The sequence below is a fragment of the Alistipes sp. genome (assembly GCF_048465575.1).
Lineage (GTDB): Bacteria > Bacteroidota > Bacteroidia > Bacteroidales > Rikenellaceae > Alistipes.
On the sequence record NZ_DBFWLG010000039.1, the window covers coordinates 16,688 to 35,595 of the forward strand.

General features: G+C 62.8%; 14 protein-coding genes. 4 read left to right on the forward strand and 10 right to left on the reverse strand.

Features of this window, described 5'->3' with window-relative positions:
* Positions 1–41 precede the first annotated feature (41 nt).
* The 4 genes from ACMQ11_RS10230 to ACMQ11_RS10245 all read right to left on the reverse strand — a co-directional run bounded on the left by ACMQ11_RS10230 (position 42) and on the right by ACMQ11_RS10245 (position 8,178).
* The gene (locus ACMQ11_RS10230) at positions 42–2,180 is read right to left on the reverse strand and encodes a DUF5689 domain-containing protein (RefSeq protein ID WP_418992672.1); all 2,139 of its coding nucleotides are present in this window, start codon (positions 2,178–2,180) and stop codon (positions 42–44) included.
* Between the two features lie 13 nt (positions 2,181–2,193).
* The gene (locus ACMQ11_RS10235) at positions 2,194–3,738 is read right to left on the reverse strand and encodes a SusD/RagB family nutrient-binding outer membrane lipoprotein (protein WP_418992673.1); all 1,545 of its coding nucleotides are present in this window, start codon (positions 3,736–3,738) and stop codon (positions 2,194–2,196) included.
* A 12-nt stretch (positions 3,739–3,750) separates the two neighbouring features.
* Positions 3,751–7,029: a SusC/RagA family TonB-linked outer membrane protein gene (locus ACMQ11_RS10240; RefSeq protein ID WP_418992674.1), complete on the reverse strand. Its 3,279-nt coding sequence runs from the start codon at positions 7,027–7,029 to the stop codon at positions 3,751–3,753.
* Positions 7,030–7,383: 354 nt separating this feature from the next.
* The gene (locus ACMQ11_RS10245) at positions 7,384–8,178 is read right to left on the reverse strand and encodes a DeoR/GlpR family DNA-binding transcription regulator (protein WP_418992675.1); all 795 of its coding nucleotides are present in this window, start codon (positions 8,176–8,178) and stop codon (positions 7,384–7,386) included.
* Between the two features lie 185 nt (positions 8,179–8,363).
* Here ACMQ11_RS10245 and ACMQ11_RS10250 point away from each other — a divergent pair, with 185 nt between their 5' ends.
* Complete coding sequence (locus ACMQ11_RS10250) at positions 8,364–10,025, forward strand: FAD-dependent oxidoreductase (RefSeq protein WP_418992676.1); 1,662 nt, start codon at positions 8,364–8,366, stop codon at positions 10,023–10,025.
* A gap of 43 nt (positions 10,026–10,068) precedes the next feature.
* Positions 10,069–11,463: a phosphoglycerate transporter protein PgtP gene (gene pgtP / locus ACMQ11_RS10255; protein ID WP_418992677.1), complete on the forward strand. Its 1,395-nt coding sequence runs from the start codon at positions 10,069–10,071 to the stop codon at positions 11,461–11,463.
* 10 nt (positions 11,464–11,473) lie between these two features.
* Here pgtP and ACMQ11_RS10260 read toward each other — a convergent pair whose 3' ends face one another.
* Genes ACMQ11_RS10260 through abc-f form a run of 5 tightly spaced genes read right to left on the reverse strand, consistent with a single transcriptional unit; the run spans position 11,474 to position 17,292 of the window.
* Complete coding sequence (locus ACMQ11_RS10260; protein ID WP_418992678.1) at positions 11,474–12,046, reverse strand: M48 family metallopeptidase; 573 nt, start codon at positions 12,044–12,046, stop codon at positions 11,474–11,476.
* Positions 12,043–13,773, reverse strand: coding sequence for a DUF4153 domain-containing protein (locus ACMQ11_RS10265; RefSeq protein ID WP_418992679.1), 1,731 nt, complete (start codon positions 13,771–13,773; stop codon positions 12,043–12,045). Before ACMQ11_RS10265 ends, ACMQ11_RS10260 begins: the two co-directional genes overlap by 4 nt.
* A gap of 25 nt (positions 13,774–13,798) precedes the next feature.
* A complete protein-coding gene (rlmB, locus tag ACMQ11_RS10270; protein WP_418992680.1) occupies positions 13,799–14,527 on the reverse strand; it encodes a 23S rRNA (guanosine(2251)-2'-O)-methyltransferase RlmB in 729 nt (242 codons plus the stop codon).
* A 12-nt stretch (positions 14,528–14,539) separates the two neighbouring features.
* Complete coding sequence (locus tag ACMQ11_RS10275; RefSeq protein ID WP_418992681.1) at positions 14,540–15,355, reverse strand: hypothetical protein; 816 nt, start codon at positions 15,353–15,355, stop codon at positions 14,540–14,542.
* Between the two features lie 2 nt (positions 15,356–15,357).
* Entirely contained in the window at positions 15,358–17,292 is a 1,935-nt protein-coding gene (gene abc-f, locus ACMQ11_RS10280) for a ribosomal protection-like ABC-F family protein (RefSeq protein WP_418992682.1), read from the reverse strand.
* Between the two features lie 79 nt (positions 17,293–17,371).
* On the opposite strand from abc-f, the gene ACMQ11_RS10285 reads away from it, so the two are divergent.
* Positions 17,372–17,950 carry an HD domain-containing protein gene (locus ACMQ11_RS10285; RefSeq protein ID WP_418992683.1) on the forward strand — a complete coding sequence of 193 codons (579 nt, stop codon included), beginning with the start codon at positions 17,372–17,374 and terminating at the stop codon, positions 17,948–17,950.
* 41 nt (positions 17,951–17,991) lie between these two features.
* Here ACMQ11_RS10285 and rpe read toward each other — a convergent pair whose 3' ends face one another.
* Complete coding sequence (gene rpe, locus ACMQ11_RS10290; protein ID WP_418992684.1) at positions 17,992–18,642, reverse strand: ribulose-phosphate 3-epimerase; 651 nt, start codon at positions 18,640–18,642, stop codon at positions 17,992–17,994.
* Positions 18,643–18,708: 66 nt separating this feature from the next.
* Here rpe and ACMQ11_RS10295 point away from each other — a divergent pair.
* The coding region (locus ACMQ11_RS10295) for a hypothetical protein (RefSeq protein ID WP_418992685.1) at positions 18,709–18,908 on the forward strand (200 nt) is incomplete at its 3' end.

Genomic DNA, 18,908 nt, shown 5'->3' on the forward strand with positions numbered 1-18,908 from the left:
CGGCCCTCCGGCGGTTTCGGCCGGAGGGACCGCATCCGGGTCTATTTTGTTTCGGTGATGGCCAGGTAACCGAAGCGCGGGGAGCCGCCCGTGCGGATGGTGGTGATGTCCTCCTTGCCGTTGCACATGCCCACGCCCGCACAGAGGTTCCGCGACACGCGCAGGCGGATGGTGAACTTGTCGAGCGTCTTGAGCTCAGCAGGGAGCGGGTAGACATACTGCTGGCATTGCAGACAGGTGTACCAGTCGGGGTTGATGTGCTCCGCGAACTTGTGCCACCCGGTGATGGGCGCGTTCTCGTCCTCGGCCCATTCCAGATCGAAATACATGGGTCCGGTTTGCGAACTGGCGGCCGAGAAGACGAGTTTCAGGTCGCCGCCCGCGGGCTGGAAATCGTCGACGCAGATGATCCACGCCTCGCCCTTGGCCTCGGGGTCCATCCCCTCGCGGTTGATGGTCGAACCGGTGGCGTCCCAGAACTGCTGCGCCTCGATGCAGAAGAAGATGTTGATCAGGTGCGGCGTCGAGTTGGCGTTGATGATTGTCGGCAGTACGTTCTGCACGCCTGTCGAAGAGATCATCACCTCGGCCGGATCGCGGCGCGCATAGGAGTAGCTCCACCCGAGCGAGTTGCTGCTGCCGCCGCCCAAGGCGCTGACGCGCTCGAATTTCGACGACTTGAGCTGCGCCGAACCCACCGTCGAGCGGACTGCGGCCTGCGCGTCGTAGGAGGTGAACGGTCCGAACTCCACGAGCGTGCGGCTCAGGCGGTCGCCCGCAGCCGCCACCCCGTTGTCGGCATGGCTGCGCAGGGTGAGGATGTTTTGCGTGACGCCGTTTTTGGTGTATTTGGAGACGATGCCCGTCACCGGACCCGTGCCGCGGGGCATGGTGACGGCCACGCGGTCGAGGAACGTGTCCCGGGAATAGAGTTTCACGCTTTGGCCGCGGGCGTCGGTCAAAAGATGGCCGTAGTAGTGCGTGCCGTCGCAGTACGGCAGGGCCGTCGGGTTGCCCTGCGCCTTGAGGTTGGGCCGCTCGTCGATGTTGACGTAGGTTCCCATCGGGATGGAGAACTCGACGTTGCGGAGCGTGACGAGCGTATTTTCGTACTTGTCCAACTCCTCGATCCACTCCACCTCGACGGGACGGATCCCCTCGCCCGTGCCGCGGTCGAAGACCGCACCCGAGGTGAACGAGGCCACCTTGCGGCCGCGCGTGGTCTCGTCGACGACCAGTTCGGCGTTGTAGAGGTGGATCTTGAGCCGTTCGCCCAGCGCGTAGACATTCTCGCGGGCCGAGGCGAACTCGAAGAGCATGCCGCGGCCGCTCTCGTCCTGTAGGAAGAGCTGGTTGGCTTCGAAATTGAGTTTCGAGGGATCGCTCGTGACGTACCCTTCGACCCAGACATTCTCGCGGATGGTCGTGGAGACGCCTGCGGGCAGCGCGTCGAGCAGTTCCTTCATCGTCTTGTGCTCCCCGTTGTAGGGGTCGTGCTCCTGGTCGAACTGGCTGATGTGCACGTCGACGAAGAGCTCCTCGAAGCCCGTGCCGACGGCCTGGAAGCGGACCGTTCCCGTGCGCTCGGCGCCGGGGTTGGCCGCCACCTCGACCACCTGCGTGCGGTCGGTGGCTTCGCCGAATGTGAGCCACTCGGAGGCTTCGCCCAGTGCTTCGGGTAGCCAGCCGACGTTGGTGTCGAGGCTCACGGTAACGGACGTCTTGCCGGCCGAGGCGTTCATGCGGTCGGAGCCCATGTCGAGGGCCAGGCGGGCTTCGCCGCCGGCCTGGCTGACGATCAGCGACTTGATGATGCGTCCGCCCACCACCACGTTGACCGACGTGGTGCGCGAGTAGGCGCCCGGATTGGCCGCCACGGTGATCTTGAAGCGGGCGTCGCGGTTGCCCTCGTCGGGCCAGATGTCGAGCCACTCCTCGTCTTCGGGGTAGGCCGTTTCGATGACCCACGGGCCCTGGTTGCAGTACATTTCGAGCGACTTGCTGCCGCCGGTGATGGTGTAGTCCAAAAGTTCGGTGCCGTCGGCGAAATAGACGTACGGCTCGGCCGCTACCCCCTCGTCGTCGCTGCACGCCGCCGCGAAGAGTGCGGTGAGCAGCACGACCGCGATGAGGGCGGCGCGGCGCAGGCCGAATGCCGGCTGTATCCTGTATCTTGTCATGATTGCGGTAAGTTTAATTGGTTGAACCATTCGTTCGGGCGGCCGCCACGGCGCTCCACCAGACGGGCGTACGCATGTTGTCGGGTCCCTGTCGCGCGATGGCTTCGCGGACATGGGCCTCGTTGGTGCTCACCGTCCGCTCGGGATAGACCAGCCGCGTGGGCAGCACGCCCTCGTTGGAGGTGGCCGGGCCGATGTTGAGCTGCGGATAGCCCGTGCGGCGCAGGTCGCAGTAGGCCTCGTAACCGACGTAGTACAAAGCGATGTATTTCTGCGTCAGGATGCGCTCCAGGGAGCCGTTGTAAGCTACTTTTTTAAGAAACTGCTCGCGCTGGAGGTCCGAGACCTCGTAGTCGGTCGAAGGGTTGATCCCGTCCCAGAAATCGATCGAGGAGAGAATGGCTTCGTCGTAGTATTTCTCGGCCGCAGCCTCTCCGCCGGCGATCATGCCCCGCTTGGCGGCTTCCGACAAGAGGAACAGCAGCTCGTCGTAGCGCATGAGCGAATAGGGCGAGTTCTTCAGTCCCAGCACGTCCTTGTTCATCAGGGCGCAGCCCGAAGCGGCCTGGTCGGTGTCGGGGGTCGAATACCCGCTCACCAGCCCTTTCCACTGGTTGTTACGCTGGACGGCATAGATGCCCAGCCGGGGATCGTCGTTCTCGTCCATGAGGTTGACCAGATTTTCGGCCATCAGGCGGGCATTGGACGAGAAACTCGGTTCGGCCACGTCGCCGAAGCGGTTGACAAAGGGGTCCTGGCCCGTGTAGTAGACGATGGCGGCATCGTCGATGGAGGTGAAGACGGGATAGTCCGCCGGATTGGAGACGATGCGGTTGAAAGCCTCCGCTGCGCCCGTCTCCGCATCGCGGTTCGTCAGGCGCATCAACAGGCGCAGGTGCAGCGAGTTGGCGAACTTGCGCCAGCGGGCGAAATCGCCTCCGTACAGCAGGTCCTTCGAGCGGATCATCGACATTTGGTCCTCGTCGATCTTGGCCGAGGGGTTGAAAAGCTTGTTGGCTTGTTCCAGATCGGCCAACAGCTGCGTGTAGATCGCCTGCTGGGTATCGAAGCGGGGCTGCGTGTTGCCCTGCCCGCCGTCGACGCGGCCCTGAAAGGCTTCCGAGAAAGGAACCTCGCCCCAGATGTCGGTCCAGTAGGAGACGTAGAGGGCGCGCAGCGTGAGGGCGATGCCCAGTGCGTTGTCGGCCTCGGGGATGCCCTCCTCCTGCGCGATGACGGCCAGGCGGCGCATCTCGTCGGCATACGACGCGGCGCGGGCGAGGTGGTTCCAGGCCCCCTGCACGTAGCTGTCTCGGATGATGTAGCGGTGGACGTTCTCGGTGTAGCGCTGCGTGGTGTACTGCACCAGTTCGCCGTTGAGCTGCACGGTGCGGTAGAGCAGCCCGTCCGCCCCGTCGAAGATCGCGTCCTCGATGATGCCGAACGGCCCGACGCCGCCCACGGGCATTTGATTCGGATTGCGGTTGTACTCGCCGAAATTCGTCGTACACGCCGCCAGAAGCAGACCCGTAGTCAAAAGGAAATATATTTTTTTCATCTCGTTGCAGGATTAGAAAGTGAGTTTGAGGTTCACACCCCAGGTGCGGGTCATGGGATAGGCGCCCGACTCGATGCCGCGCTTGATCGATGCGCCGATGGTGGCGCCCGCCTCGGGATCGTAGAACGGGAAAGAGGTCCAGCAGAAGAGGTTGGTGGCGTAGACGCCCACCGAGACGCCCTGGATGAAGCCCGTCTTGCGGCAGATCCGCTCGGGAAGCCGGTAGTCGAGCCGGAGTTCCTTGAGTTTGAGGAACGAGGTTTCGAAGACGTTGTTCTCGGCATTTTCACGCGCCCAGACGTAGGTGTTGTAGTAATCGACGATGCTGGTGGTGATGGTATTGTTGGGCTGATAGGTGCCGTCGGCGTTGAGGTTGACGCCCGGGTGGATCAGGCCGTCGTAGCGCCCCTCGAGCGAGTTGGTCAGCTTGCCCTGGTAGGCCAGCGCGAAATGGGTCACCGAGTAGCTGTGGCCGCCCCACTGGAAGCTGAACGCCAGGTTGAGCGTCAGGTTTTTCCAGCGCAGCGTGTGGGTCATGCCGCCCGTCCACTCGGGATAGATCGACCCGAGGTCCTTGACGTCCTCCATCAGTTTAGGCGAACCCGACGCGGCGTCGACGATCACCTGATTGGAGCAATCCACCATGCGGCCCTCGGAGTCGACGTAATAGGCGCCCTGGGGTGCCCGCTGGTAGCCCTTGCCGTACAGGCGGCCCAGCTCGGTGCCGGGATAGGCGTTGATGTAGATGTTGCCGCCGATGTTCATGCTGCTGTTCATCTGCCACACGTCCACGCCCGGAGCCAGCTCTTCGAGCTTGTTCCAGTTCTTCGACCAGTTGAGGTTGATCGTATAGTCGAAATTCTTGGACCGGACGGGCTGGATGCGGGTCGAAATCTCGACGCCGTGGTTGCGCACGGCGCCGGCGTTGATGACTTTCGACGTGGCGCCCGTGGCCTGGTCGATCGGTACGGGGATGATCTGGTTGGTGCTGCGCGAGTCGTAGTAGGCCACGTCGAACGTCCAGCGGTTGCGGAAGAGCTTGGCCTCGATGCCCGCCTCCCAGCTCTCGATGTTTTCGGGTTTGAGGTAGTAGTTCTGGATGGTGCCCGCGGGGTGGTAACCGCCCGTGAAAGAGCTGTTGGTATAGACCTGCTCCAACTGGTAGGGGTTTGTGTCGTTACCCACGTTGGCCCACGAACCGCGCACCTTGAGCATGTCGATCCACGGCGCGCGGTCGCTCAGGCCCAGGACCTTGTCCAGCAGGACGCTGGCGCTGACCGAAGGGTAGAAATAGGAGTTGTAACCCGGTGCCAGCGACGACGACCAGTCGTTGCGGCCCGTGACGTCGAGGAAGAGCATGTCGCGCCACCCGAGCGAGACGACGCCGTAGAAGCTGTTGACGCCGTATTTCTCGCGGCGGGCGTACTCCTTGACCCGGTTGCGGGCGTTTTGCAGGATGTAGACGTTCTGCTCCTGCAAGCCGTCTGGGGTCGAGAGCTGGACGTTGTTGTACTCCTTGACGTAGTTGTTGCCGCCGAACGAGGCGTTCAGGGTGAAATCGCCGAACTGATCCGCGTAGTTCAGGAGAAAATCGTTGTTCATCTCGAAATTGCGGACCGTCTGCTCCTTGTAATAGCCGCGCTTGTAGTTGACCGAGTACCAGGGTTTCTGCTGCGTGCGGAAATCGGTGTTCAGATCGACGCCCGACTTGACGGCCAGGGTCAGCTTCTCTTTCCAAAGGTTGAAAGTCATGCCCACGTTGCCGTACAGGCGGTCGCGGTCGAGGGTGTTCAGCTGCTCGTAGACCTGCATGTAGACGTTGTCGGCATAGGTCGAATTGATCAACAGGTTGGGCGTGTTCTCGGCGTACATCTGCTGGATGCGGCCGTAGCGCCACTCTTTCCAGTAGGAGGAGACGTCCACCACGTTGGGGTTCCAGATCAGCGTGTAGAGCGGCGAGGCCCCGCTGTAACCCGACATGGGGAGGTTGTCGCTGTTCTTGCGGTAGTAGTTGATCTTGGCGTTGACTTTCAGCAGCTTGTTGAACTTGTGGTTCATCGAGATGCTTACGGACTGGCTCGTGTAGCCCGTGTTGGGCACGATCCAGTCGTTGCGCGTGTCGCGCAGGGAGACGCGCATCGAGGTGCCCTTGCCGTTGTTGGCCTCGAGGGCCAGGCTGTTGTTGTAGGTGACGCCCGTCTGGAAGAAACCCTTGTACCAGTCGCGGTAGACCCACGGCAGCTTGCGGTACATGTTGGTCTCCCAGTTGCGCGACTCGTACTGGTAGAACTCCTGGCCGTCGAACTTGGGTCCGTAGCCCACGCGGGCATAGGTGCGGCCCGTGGAGGCGATGCCATCCTCGGCGTTGGCAGCGGGGACGCTCCAGTAGTTGTAGAAGCGCTGGTCGGCCTGCCCGGCGCCGTACTGAGTCTGGAAATCGGGCCAGAAGCCGGCGTTCTCGAACGTGAAAGAGGTGCTGTACGTGATGCCCAGCCCCTTGTCGCGGCGGCCGCTCTTGGTGGTGATGATGATGGCGCCGTTGGCCGCGCGCGAGCCGTAGAGGGCCGTGGCCGAGGGGCCCTTGAGCACCGAGATGGACTCGATGTCCTCGGGGTTGAGGTCGCTGGCGCCGTTGCCGTAGTCGATCGGAGCGTCGGTATCGAAAGCCACCGAGCCGGAGCTGCTGGCGGTCATGTCCGAATAGATCGGTACGCCGTCGACCACGAACAGGGCCGAGTTGTTGTCGTAGGAGAGCGATCCCTCGCCGCGGAGCGTGGCGCGGACCGAGCCGCCGGGACCGGCGGAGGCATAGTCGAAATTCAGGCCCGCAACCTTGCCGGACATGCTGTTCAGCCAGTTGCTCGAGACGGTGTTGTTGACCACGTCGCCGCTGACTTTGGTGAGGGCGTAGCCGACCGATTTCTCGGCGCGCGTAAGGCCCAGGGCGGTGACAACCACCTCGTCGATGACCTGGTTGTCCTGGTGGAGGACCGCATCGACGCGCGTACGCGCGTTCAAGGGTATTTTCTCTTCCTTATAGCCTAAGAATGAGAAAATCAGAACCCCGTGGGGGGGGGAATTCAGGGTGTATTCACCGGATGTTCCGGTGGTGGTACCGATCGTAGGCGAACCCTCGACGACGACGGTGACGCCCGCCATCGGAGCGCCGTTCTCATCGGTCACTTTGCCGGTCACCCTGGCCGTTTTGGTCTGCGAAGATACCGTCAGCACCGCAAGCAGCAGAGCAACCAGAAGCGACAGCGCTTTGGTTAGCAAATGTTTGAAATTCATTCCCGATGTTTTAAGGTTGTACAAGAGTGAGTGTCCCGAAAAACGGACACGCCGAAGAGCCGGCAGGGAGGCGAACCGCACGGCGGTTCCGCCCGGATACCGGATGGAAGATCTTTTTCATAGGCAGTTAAGTTTTGGTTTAAAAATAATTCTATTTCATTTCAAAATACAAATTTAGCGATTTAGATTTAAAAACAAAATATTCGGACCTGAATTTTGGATTTGTAATCGATTTTTAGCACATCCGGTCTTCGTTTGCGAAATTCGAAAGCCGGCAGGTTGCGGTATACCTATAATATAATACGACGGCGCGCACCCGGAGGCACGCGCCGTTGCGAAACGAAAAGAGAGGGATCAGAGGTCCACCACCGTCACCTCGATGCCGCGCTCGCGCAGGCGGTCCAGGTAGAGCGGTTGGATGCCGCTGTCGGTAATGATGCGGTCGACGGCCTCCAGATCGCAGATCTTGCTGAAGCCCCGGCGGCCGAATTTGGTGCTGTCGGCCAGCACCACCACTTTCTGCGCCGCGTCGATCATGGCGTTGTTGAGCGAGGCTTCGAGCATGTTGGTCGTCGTCAGGCCGAACTCCAGGTCGATGCCGTCCACGCCGAGAAAGAGTTTGCTGCAATTGAAATGGCTCAGCATTTGTTCGGCGAAAGGACCGACGACCGAAACCGAACTGCTGCGCGTGATGCCGCCCAGCTGGATGACGTCGATACGCGGATGCTGCGAGAGAATCTGCGTCACGGGAACGGCGGCCGTGAGCACCGTCAGGTGCCCCTCGGGGTCGATCTCGCGCGCCAGGAAAGCCATGGTGGTGCCCGAGGCGATGATGATCGAGTCGCCCTCGGAGATCATGCCCGCGGCCGCCATGCCGATGGCCCTCTTCTCGGCCACGCACCGCTTCTCTTTCTCGTTGACGTGGCGGTCGCTGATGTAGGGGCTGATGAGGATGGCGCTGCCATGGGTGCGGTAAAGTTTCTTCTGCTGTTCGAGCAGCGTGAGGTCCTTGCGGATGGTTACCTCCGAAACCCGGAACAGCTCGGCCAGTTGCGCGACGGAGATCGAACCGTTCTGCTGAAGCAGCGTCAGAATCCGGTTGTGGCGCTCCGGAAGGCTCAAAAGGTTTTCTTCGCCCGATTTATTCATCTCGAATGAAAGTTTAAGCATTATGTTATGCAAGTTACGAAATAATTTCCGGATTTCTCCACATTCGATGCGATTTTTTCAGGCAGACAATTCGGAACCCGAATATTATGAAATAAAACTTATTTTATTTTGAAATATAAAATATCATCCGTACTTTTGTTGCAAAACGAAATACACTCCTTAAAATGGATAGAAAGACACAACTGAAGAATCTGTCGGATACGGACAAGGTGTGGGACTTGGTGGTGGTCGGCGGCGGTGCGACGGGGCTGGGCGTAGCGGTGGATGCCGCCACGCGCGGGATGAGCGTTGCGCTGTTGGAAAAGACCGATTTCGCCAAGTGCACATCGAGCCGCTCGACCAAACTCGTCCACGGCGGCGTGCGCTACCTGCAAAAAGGCGACGTCATGCTGGTGCTCGAAGCCCTGCGCGAAAGGGGGCGCATGAAAGCCAACGCGCCCCATCTGGTCAAGGACCAGGCGTTCGTGATCTCCAATTACAGCTATTGGGACAACGTGCTCTACTTTTGCGGACTGACCTTTTACGACCTGCTTTCGTTCGGTTTCGGTTACGGACGCTCGAAATTCATCCCGGCCAAAAAGGTGATGCAGTACATCCCCACCGCTGTGGAAAAGGGGCTGAAGGGCGGCGTGGTCTACCACGACGGGCAGTTCGACGACGCCCGCATGGCCATAAACCTCGCGCAGACCTGCGTCGAGAACGGCGGGACGGTCCTCAACCACGCCACCGTCGTGGGAATCGTGCACGACGCGCGCGGGCGCGTGGCCGGGGTGCGCTTCACCGACAACCCGTCGGGCACGAAGTACACGCTGCGGGCCCGCAGCGTGGTGAACGCCGCGGGCTGCTTCGTGGACGACGTCATGCACATGGACAGCCCCGCGCACCGGCGGATGGTCACCCCAAGCCAGGGCGTGCACCTGGTCCTCGACCGGCGGTTTCTGCCCGGCGACCACGCCGTCATGGTGCCCAAAACCTCCGACGGCCGCGTGCTCTTCGCCGTGCCCTGGCACGACAAGGTGGTCGTGGGCACCACCGACATCGTGCGCCCCACGGCCGAGGAGGAGCCCCGGCCGCTGCGCGAAGAGATCGACTTCATCCTTTCGACCGCGGGCCGTTACATGAACCCCGCTCCAACTTATGCGGACATCCTCTCGGTGTTCGCCGGGCAGCGGCCGCTGGCGGCACCCAAAAAGGAGGGGCGCAGCACCAAGGAGCTTTCGCGCAGCCACAAGATCATCGTCTCGGACAACGGGCTGGTGACCATAACCGGCGGCAAGTGGACCTCTTACCGGCTGATGGCCGAGGACACGGTGGACCGCGCGATCGAGGTGGCGGAGCTGCCGCGTCGCAAGTGCGTCACCAAAAAACTCCCGATCCACGGTTACCGCAAAAACCCCGACCTGACGAACCACCTCTACGTCTATGGCTCGGACGAGGAGAAGATCCGCGAGCTCATCCGGCAGCGGCCCGAGCTGGGAGAGCGTCTCTCTCAAAAATACGGCTACACGCTGGCCGAGGTCGTCTGGGCCGTGCGCGAGGAAATGGCCCTTACGGTCGAGGACGTGCTGGCGCGCCGCGTGCGGCTCTTGTTCGTCGACGCCCGCGAGGCGCTGGCCGCAGCGCCTGTGGCGGCCCGCCTGATGGCCCGCGAACTGGCCGAAGACGAGGCGTGGATCGACCGGGAGGTGGAAAATTTCGCGGGCCTGGTAAAAAATTATATCTTTGCCGCCGAAATGCCGGCTTCGGACGCGACTGCTCCGGCCGAAGTGCGCCCGAGCCGGGCGGCCTGCACGGGAGAGGAATCCCCCGAGGCAGCCACCGTCTGAGCCGGCCGAACGAACCAGAACCGAAAAACTACCCGACCCGACCATGTGGAAAATACTGCAACCTCCCGCGCATAAGCCCCCGATGACGGATCCCGAGGCCGTCGACGCGACCTACCGTCGTCTCCGGCTGCGCGTCTTTCTGGGCATTTTCATCGGATACGCCGGCTTTTACATCGTGCGCAAGAACTTTTCGATGGCCATGCCCGAATTGGCCGCACTGGGCTTCGACACCGGCGAACTGAGCGTGGTGCTGTCGATGAACGCGGTGGCCTATGCCCTCTCCAAATTCCTGATGGGCAGCGTTTCGGACCGCAGCAACGCCCGCGTGTTCCTGCCGCTGGGCCTCGTGCTGGCCGCCCTGTCGATGGTATTCATGATCGTTCCGGTGACGCTGCTCGGACCCGAACACCGCCATGCGGCGATCGTGCTGATGGCCGTGCTGAACTTTCTGGTCGGTTGGTTCAACGGCATGGGCTGGCCCCCGTGCGGACGGGTGATGACCCACTGGTTCTCGCAGAACGAGCGGGGCACGATGATGTCGATCTGGAACTGCGCCCACAACGTCGGCGGCGCGCTGGTGGGGCCGATGGCCGTTTACGGCGCGATCTGGTTCGGCTCGTGGTTTTATGCCGGTAATACGCAGCTTTACTTTCTCATCGGCACTTACCTCTTTCCGGCCGTCGTGGCGCTCTTCGTAGCGCTGGTGGCCTACCTGTTGATCCGCGACACGCCGCAGGCGTGCAGCCTGCCGCCCGTCGAACAGTGGCGCGACGACTACCCCAAAAATTACAGCGCCCGGCAGGAGGAGGTTCTCACGACCCGCGAAATCTTCTTCAAATACGTGCTCAACAACCGCCTGCTGTGGTTCATCGCCATTGCCAACGCATTCGTCTACATGGTGCGCTACGGCTGTCTGGACTGGGCGCCCACCTACCTCAAGGAGGCGCAGGGCTACGACATCAAGCAGGCGGGCTGGGCCTATTTCGCCTACGAGTTCGCCGCCATTCCCGGTACGCTGTTCTGCGGATGGCTCAGCGACAAGGTCTTCCACGGCCGCCGCGCCATGCCGACCATCCTCTTCATGGCCGTGGTCGCGGTGTTCATCTTCCTCTACTGGCAGTTCTCGGCCAACTACGTGGTGGTCACCGTCTCGCTGATCGCCATCGGCTTCTTCATCTACGGTCCGGTGATGCTCATCGGGGTGCAGGCGCTCGACCTGGCGCCCAAGAACGCCGCCGGAACGGCCGCGGGGCTGACGGGATTTTTCGGTTATTTCCTCGGCACGGCCATACTGGCCAACATCGTGCTGGGCACCGTGGCCGAAGCGGCCGGCTGGGACTGGACATTCATCCTGCTGATCGCGGCCTGCGGTCTTTCGATCCTCTTCATGGCGTTCACCTACCGCAAGGAGAAAGAGTTGTTCGGAGCGCGGAAATAGCACCGCTGCTTCAGCGGATCGTAAAAGCCTTCAACTCCCGGTTGAGGGCTTTTTCGTTGCCGCCGACAAGCCGGTCGAGGAGGGCGTGGAAGCGCGGGGAGTGGTCGTGGTGGACCGTGTGGCAGAGTTCGTGGACGATGACGAAATCGCGCAGGTTTTCGGGCAGGGTCACCAGAAACAGACTCAGCGAGATGTGGTTGCGCCCCGAGCAACTCCCCCACTTGGTGCGCGAGGCGCGGATCGAGAGCTTGGCGTAGCGGAGACCCGTTGCGGCGGCAAGGCGCTCGATGCGCGGCGGCAGATCGGCCCGGGCCGCGCGGCGCAACTCCTCGGTGCGGGCCCGCTCCTCGTCGGGCGGCAGCGGGGGCGCGACGGGCGGGCGGGCCGCCAGGCGCGAGCGGGTAGCGAGTACCCAGCCGGCCTTTTCGTCCAAGAAAGCCAGCGCCCGCCGCTCCGAAACCCCGGGCGGAAACGACAGCCGCACCTGCCCCGAGCCGCGCACCGTGACCGTGATGCGACGGGCGCGGCGGGTCCGGGAGAGGACGACCTCGCCCAGCCGGGGGTGTTCGACAGAGCGGATCATCGGGTCAGCACCTGCCGGACCGTCACATCGAGCAAACGGAGGGTCGAATCCCGCTCCTCGAAACGCATGTCCGTGAAGAGGATCATCACCTCGTCGTCGCGGTAAGTCAAAAGGCGGTCCGCCGCGTTTTCGAAAGCCGACCGGTTGCTATCCGAAGCCCGGAGCCCGGTCTCGCTCATCTGTTTTTCGAGCAGGTCCCGTGCAGCGATGACGAACGGCGGACGGGCGCCCGCGAAATGGATGCGCAACGTATCGCTTCTGAACTCGTAACTGACGTGTTCGTCGTCGTACCACGACCGAACGACGGGATAGAGCACCCGGTAGCGGCCGAAATCCTGCACGGGATGTCCCTCGTAGTCGGAGACACCGAACGTATCGTCCTTCCGTTCGTCCGCCGGAGACTCCCAGCCGTTGACCACGTAATCGTGGTACGCGGCCGGGAGCGCTTCGCGGAAATCGGCGAGGTCGACGCCCAGGCGGTCGAAATCGTCGTCGCGGCTCCGGGCATAATCCAGCGATTCGTACAGACGCCGGTAATCCCGTTGCGTCAGCGAGTCGGGAGCGATCCGGTCGAGCCGGAGGCGCCCCTCCTCGTTGAGCAGATCGAGTCCCCGGGCCAGCTTCACCGCCCGTTTGTACTGCGCCCGTCCGGCGATCTCGGCGGGCAGCATCCCCGGCACGTAGGCCATGATCCCGAAGAGGAGGAACGCCACCAGGCACAGATAGAGGTAGCGCCCCGTGCGGCGCGCGAGGAAAAGGAGCAACGCAAGGGTCATCAGCGCTCCGCAGACGACGAGCAGCACGCGGGCCTCAGTCAGCCCGTACTCCGCGATCCGGCGTCCCGCCCCGGCCCAAAAGAGCACGACGGCAGGCAGCAGCACGTAGCTGAACGCGCGGTAGAACCACGCGCCGATGCGTTTGTCCAAAAGGCCCTGCATCGCCAGCATGAGCAGTGCAAACAATGCAAAGGCGAAGACCATATAAGCCACGCCGCCCTCGGGCAGCTCCCACAGCACGACGATCTTGGCCATGTAGAGGTAGAGGATGGCGGCATAGATCATCAGCGCGGGCGTCACGATGTAGTTCACCAACACCTCCATGACGCGCGAGCCCCGGCATTCGCACCCGGCCCAGCGGTCGAGCATCACCAGAAACAGCGTCGGCACGGCCCCCATCTCCGCAAGGATGAACACGTCCGTTGCGACCTGTTCCACCCACCGGGCGTCGGCGAAGCCGAAGATATAGGCCGTCGACCACAGGATCGCCTCGAAGAGCCCCAGCGCGACGTTAGCGAAAAACAGGGCCAGCAGCGCCGAGCGCAGGTAGATCAGCGCATCGGAGGTGAAGCGGCGGTTGTCCGCGGCGCACCGGCAGAGGAGGATCGCCAGCGGCAGCAGCACCAGCCACGTAATGGCGAACTGGGTGGAGGACATCCACTCCAAAAGCCCGGGCCAGAAGAGCAGCGGAACGAGCGGCGCCCACGAAACGTAGTAGAGTTTGCGCCACGGCGTGCGGCCGGCCAGCGTACCGACGATGAGCGCAAAGAGCGCGAAGAGGGGCAGCAGCCAGAGCTTGATCGTGCTCCAGTGGCTCCAGCCGGCCTCTTCGGCGACCACCATCAGCACGGCGCTCACGGCGATCAGCAGCAGTTCGACGGGGTGATGGCGCAAGGACGCTTTCAGTCCCTCGGACAACAGGCGGAAATAACGTTGCAGTTTCTCTTTCATGGCAGTAAGGGATTTTTAGCAAGGTTTAGCCGATACGCTGCCGCACCACCTCGAAGAGCATGACGGCGGCGGCGGCCGAGACGTTCAGCGATTCGATGTGGCCGATCAGGGGAATGGCCAACTGCTCGTCGCAGAGTTTGAGCACTTCTTTCGAGATGCCCGTGTCCTCGGCGCCCATCACCAGGGCCGTCGGACGGCGGAAATCGGCGTCGTAGAGCAGCTTGCGGCTCTTTTCGGTGGCGGCGACGACCTGGAAGCCCTCGCCCTGCAACAGGCGGAGCGTGCTGCGGATGGAGCCCACGCGGCAGACCGGAATCGCCGTCAGGGCGCCGGCCGACGAGCGGATGGCTTCGGCATTCACCGGGGCGGAGTTCTTGAGCGGCGTGATGAGCCCGTGCGCCCCGGCACACTCGGCCGAGCGGGCGATGGCGCCGAAATTGCGCACGTCGGTCACACCGTCGAAGACCACCACCAGCGGCGTTTCGTCCTCGGGCACGCGGTCCAGGATGTCCTGCAACCCGACGTAGGCGATGGCGGCGGTCTGCGCCACGACGCCCTGGTGGTTGCCGCGAGTGAGGCGGTTGAGCTTCTCGACCGGGACCTCCTGGTAGCGCACTTTGTGCCGCATGCAGAGCTCTTTGAGCTCCTGCATCAACTGCCCCTCGGCGCCCTTGCGGATGTAGAGCTGCTCGATCTCTTTGCCGGCCTCGACGGCTTCGGCCACGGGACGGATCCCGAAAATGATATTGTCCATGATGTGCGTTGATTACGGTTCCCAGCTCTCGACCTTTACGCTGTCGAAGAGTTGCAGGAACTCGGGAATATAAATTGAAAAATCGACCGTGCCGTCTTGGCCCAGCCGGCGATGGATGCCGTCGTTGAGGTGGTTGCTCACTCGCTGGAACAGCAGCTCGCGGGCGTTGCGGATGCTGTCCGGTGCGGTCAGCAAGGCGTCGATCCGGGAGAGCGTATACGCCAGGTATGCGCGGTCGAAAGTCACGCTGTCGCGTTCGAATTTGGCACGCTCGTCGGCGCGCAGCAACTCGCGCACCTTGCCGACGAAGCGGTTGCCGCTTCGGGTGAGGATGTCGGCGCTGCGGACCAGCAACGAATCGCTGCGGGGGCAATCGTAGAGATAAGCCGGATCGCGTTCGGCCCGGTAAACGATATACTCCCGTTCGAGCTGCTGTTCAGACCACGCCAGATACAACGCATGCACCGCCGTCCACGGCTCGCCGTCGAGCCACTCGAGCGACCGCAGGCTGTCGAGCAGCCGATGCCGCAGCCGGTCGGCGCCCGACGCATCGGCGCAGTCGTCGAAATCGACATCGACCAGATAGCTCTCGAACAGGATGGCGCGCAGATGCTCCAGCGCTTTCGGGTTGCGGCTCCCGGCCGCATAGTAGCAGGTATATTCGCAACACGCCTCTGCACAGACGATCGAGTCGAGGCGGGAAACCTCGCTGCGCACCGCGACAGCCGGGGCGGCCGACGGCGCACTGCCCGCGGAAGCGGTGCGCCCGCTCCGGCATCCGGAAGCGCAAAGCGCCAGCAAGGTCAGGAAAGGTACAACGCGCTTCATAATCAACTGTTTTCGACGATTTCGAGTTCGTAGGAGGCTTTCTCCCACTCGTGCATCAGGTGGTCGTAGCGGGTTTTCAGCTCGTTGTACTCCTTGTAGTCGGCCTCGTCGTAGGCTGGGGCGGCGGCGAATTTCGCGTCGAATTCGGCGATCCGCTTCTCGACCCGGGCGAGCTCGGTCTCGACGGTTTCGACCGCGCGGCGCAGCTTGCGCAGCTGTTTCTCCTGCTCCTTGCGCTGCTCGTAGGAGAGCTTCTCGCCGCTGTCGGCCTTGGGTGCAGCCTCCGCTTTGACGGGTGCATCGCGGCGCTCGACCTCCTGCAAGGATTCGAGTTTGCGCTTTTCGAGGAAATAGTAGATGCCCCCGAGGTATTCGCGGACACGTCCGTTGCGGAATTCGTAGACTTTCTGGACCAGTCCGTCCAGAAATTCGCGGTCGTGCGAGACCACGACCACCGTGCCGTCGTATTTCCGGATGGCGTTTTTCAGGATGTCTTTCGAACGCATGTCCATGTGGTTCGTCGGCTCGTCGAGAATCAGCAGGTTCCTCGGTTCGAGCATCATGCGCGCCATGGCCAGGCGCGCGCGCTCGCCGCCCGAAAGCACCTTGACCCGCTTGTCGATCTCCTCGCCGCGGAAGAGGAACGCCCCGAGAATGTCCCTGAGGCGCGTGCGGATGTCGCCCACGGCCACGCGGTCGAGCGTGTCGTAGACCGTGAACTCGCCGTCCATCAGGTCGTCCTGGTTTTGGGCGTAGTAGCCGATGTTGACATTGGCCCCGAGGCGCACCGAGCCCTCGGTGGGCGCGAGCTGCCCGACGAGCATCCGCGCCAGGGTGGTCTTGCCCTCGCCGTTGCGGCCGACCAGCGCGATCTTGTCGCCCTTTTCGATGATGAAATCGGCCCCGCTGAAGACGTGTTTGTCGCCGAATGACATGCCCGCCTCCCGGATTTCGGCCACGATCTGCCCCGAACGGGGCGCGGGCGGGAACTTGATATTGAGCGTTGCGAGGTCTTCCTCCTCGATTTCGAGCCGTTCGAGCCGTTCGAGCTGCTTGATGCGCGACTGCACCTGGTTCGACTTGGTGGGCTTGTAGCGGAATTTCTCGATGAACTCCTCGGTCTTTTCGATCATCCGCTGCTGGTTCTCGTAGGCCGCCACCTGCTGCGCCCGGCGCTCGGCGCGCAGCACGACGTATTTCGAGTAGGAGACCTTGTAGTCGGTCACGTGGCCCAGCGACAACTCCACCGTGCGGTTGGTCACGTTGTCCAGAAAGGCACGGTCGTGCGAGATGAGCAGCACAGCGCCGTTGTAATTTTTGAGGTACTCCTCGAGCCACTGGATCGACTCGATGTCGAGGTGGTTCGTCGGTTCGTCCAGGAGGAAGATCGAGGGACGCCTTAGCAGCAGCTTGGCCAGTTCGATGCGCATGCGCCAGCCGCCCGAGAACTCGCTGGTCGGGCGCTCGAAATCGCTGCGCCGGAAGCCAAGGCCCAGGAGCGTCTTTTCGATGTCGGCCTCGCGCGTCTCGCCGCCGAGGATGTGGTAGTGGTCCTGCGCGTCGTTCAGGCGGTGGAGCAGCTGCTCGTAGGAGGCGCTTTCGTAGTCGGTGCGCACGGTGATCTCGTGCGTCAGCGATTCGATCTCGGCTTCGAGCCGCAGCACCTCCTCGAACGCCTTGGCCGTCTCCTCCACCAGGGTCGTGGTGTCCGCGACGCGCATGGTCTGCGGCAGGTAGCCGATCGTGCAGTCGCCGTTCAGCGTCACGGCGCCCGAGGTGGGCTGCTGCTCGCCCGTGATGATCCGCAGCAGCGTGGTCTTGCCCGCGCCGTTGCGGCCCACCAGGCCGATGCGGTCCTTGGGGTTGATCAGAAAGGAGATATTGTCGAAAAGGGTCCAGCCGCCGTAGCTGACCGTCAGGTTGTCGAGTGAAATCATAATTCGGTAGAAAATCGCCCCAAAGTTAGCGATTTTATCCGACATATCGTACCTTTGGTCACGCAAACACCCCGTCACGATGGAAAACCTCGAACGATACCTGCTGTTCATCCGCGAAGCCGAGCGGCTCAAGAGCGTCCTGCGCACGGCCTACACCTCGACCGGACGCCACGAAAGCACCGCCGAACACTCGTGGCGGCTGGCGCTGACGGCTGCCGTGCTGCTCACGGAGCGGCCCGAGCTCGACCCGCTGAAGGTGCTGCTGATATGTCTGGTCCACGATCTGGGCGAGGCCTACGACGGGGATATTCCGGCGGTGGAACAATCCGCCGACGGACGCAAGGAGGAGTCGGAGCGCAACGCCGTGGAGCGGATGACCGCCCTGCTGCCCGTCCAGGCGGGAACCCGCATCCGGGCCGTCTGGGAGGAGTACGAGGCGGCCGAAACTCCGGAAGCCCGCTGGGTCAAGGCACTCGACAAGGCCGAGACCCTCCTCCAGCACAACCAGGGCGCGAACCCCGCGGGGTTCGACTATGCGTTCAACCTCACGTACGGCGCGCAGTGGTTCGAGGACGACCCGCTGCTGGGCGAACTGCGCCGGCTGCTCGACCGCGAGACCCGGCGGCATATCTTGAAGAACGATTCATCGACTCGCTGACCCCGCCCGGCCCGGCCGGTCGCAGAAGCAGCGGATGCCACTCAGGAATTCAATATGTTGAGGATTTCGTCCTCGGGATTCGCCGCGCCGAAAACCGCGTTTCCGGCCACCAGCGCATCGGCTCCGGCCTCGTAGAGCGCCCCGGCGTTGCGCGACGAGATGCCGCCGTCGACCTCGATCAGCAGTTCGGGGCGCAGCCCGGCCGCCAGGGCGCGCAGTTCGCGCACCTTGTCCAGCGCCGCGGGCATGAACTGCTGCCCGCCGAAGCCCGGCTCGACGCTCATCACCAGCACCAGATCGACCTCGGGCAGCAGTTCCCTGAGGGCCCCGACCGGCGTGGCGGGCTTGATCGAGACGCCCGGACGGGCACCGGCGCGGCGGATCAGCGCGGCACAAGCACGCGGGTCGGCGGCGGCTTCGAGGTGGAACGTCACGATGTCGGCCCCGGCCTCGACGAAGCGCTCGACATACCGTTCGGGCCGGACGATCATCAGGTGTACGTCCAGGCACTTGGCCGTGGCCTTGCGGATGGCTTTCAGCACGGGGAATCCGAACGAGATGTTGGGCACGAAGACGCCATCCATCACGTCGATATGGACCCACCGGGCCGCACTGCGGTCGATCATCCGCGTGTCGCGTTCGAGGTGGCCGAAATCGGCCGAGAGCATCGAGGGGGCTACTATACGCTGCATAGCACAAAAGCTGTTTACGGGGAGTAAAGATAGAAAAAATCCGCAGAAATTCCTACCTTTGTTCCCATGAATACCGGAATCCTCCTTGCAATCGTCCTGCTCGCGGTGCTGGTCGCCGTGCTCGGGACCGTCACCGCCGCCCTGCGGCGCGAAACGGTGCGGCTCGCGGCCGAGAAAAGGGCCGCCGAAGCCGCCCGCGACGAGGCGCTGGCCGAATTGCGCCGCCTCGGCGAGCAGCGCACGGCGGTCGAAGCCGAGCTGGCGGC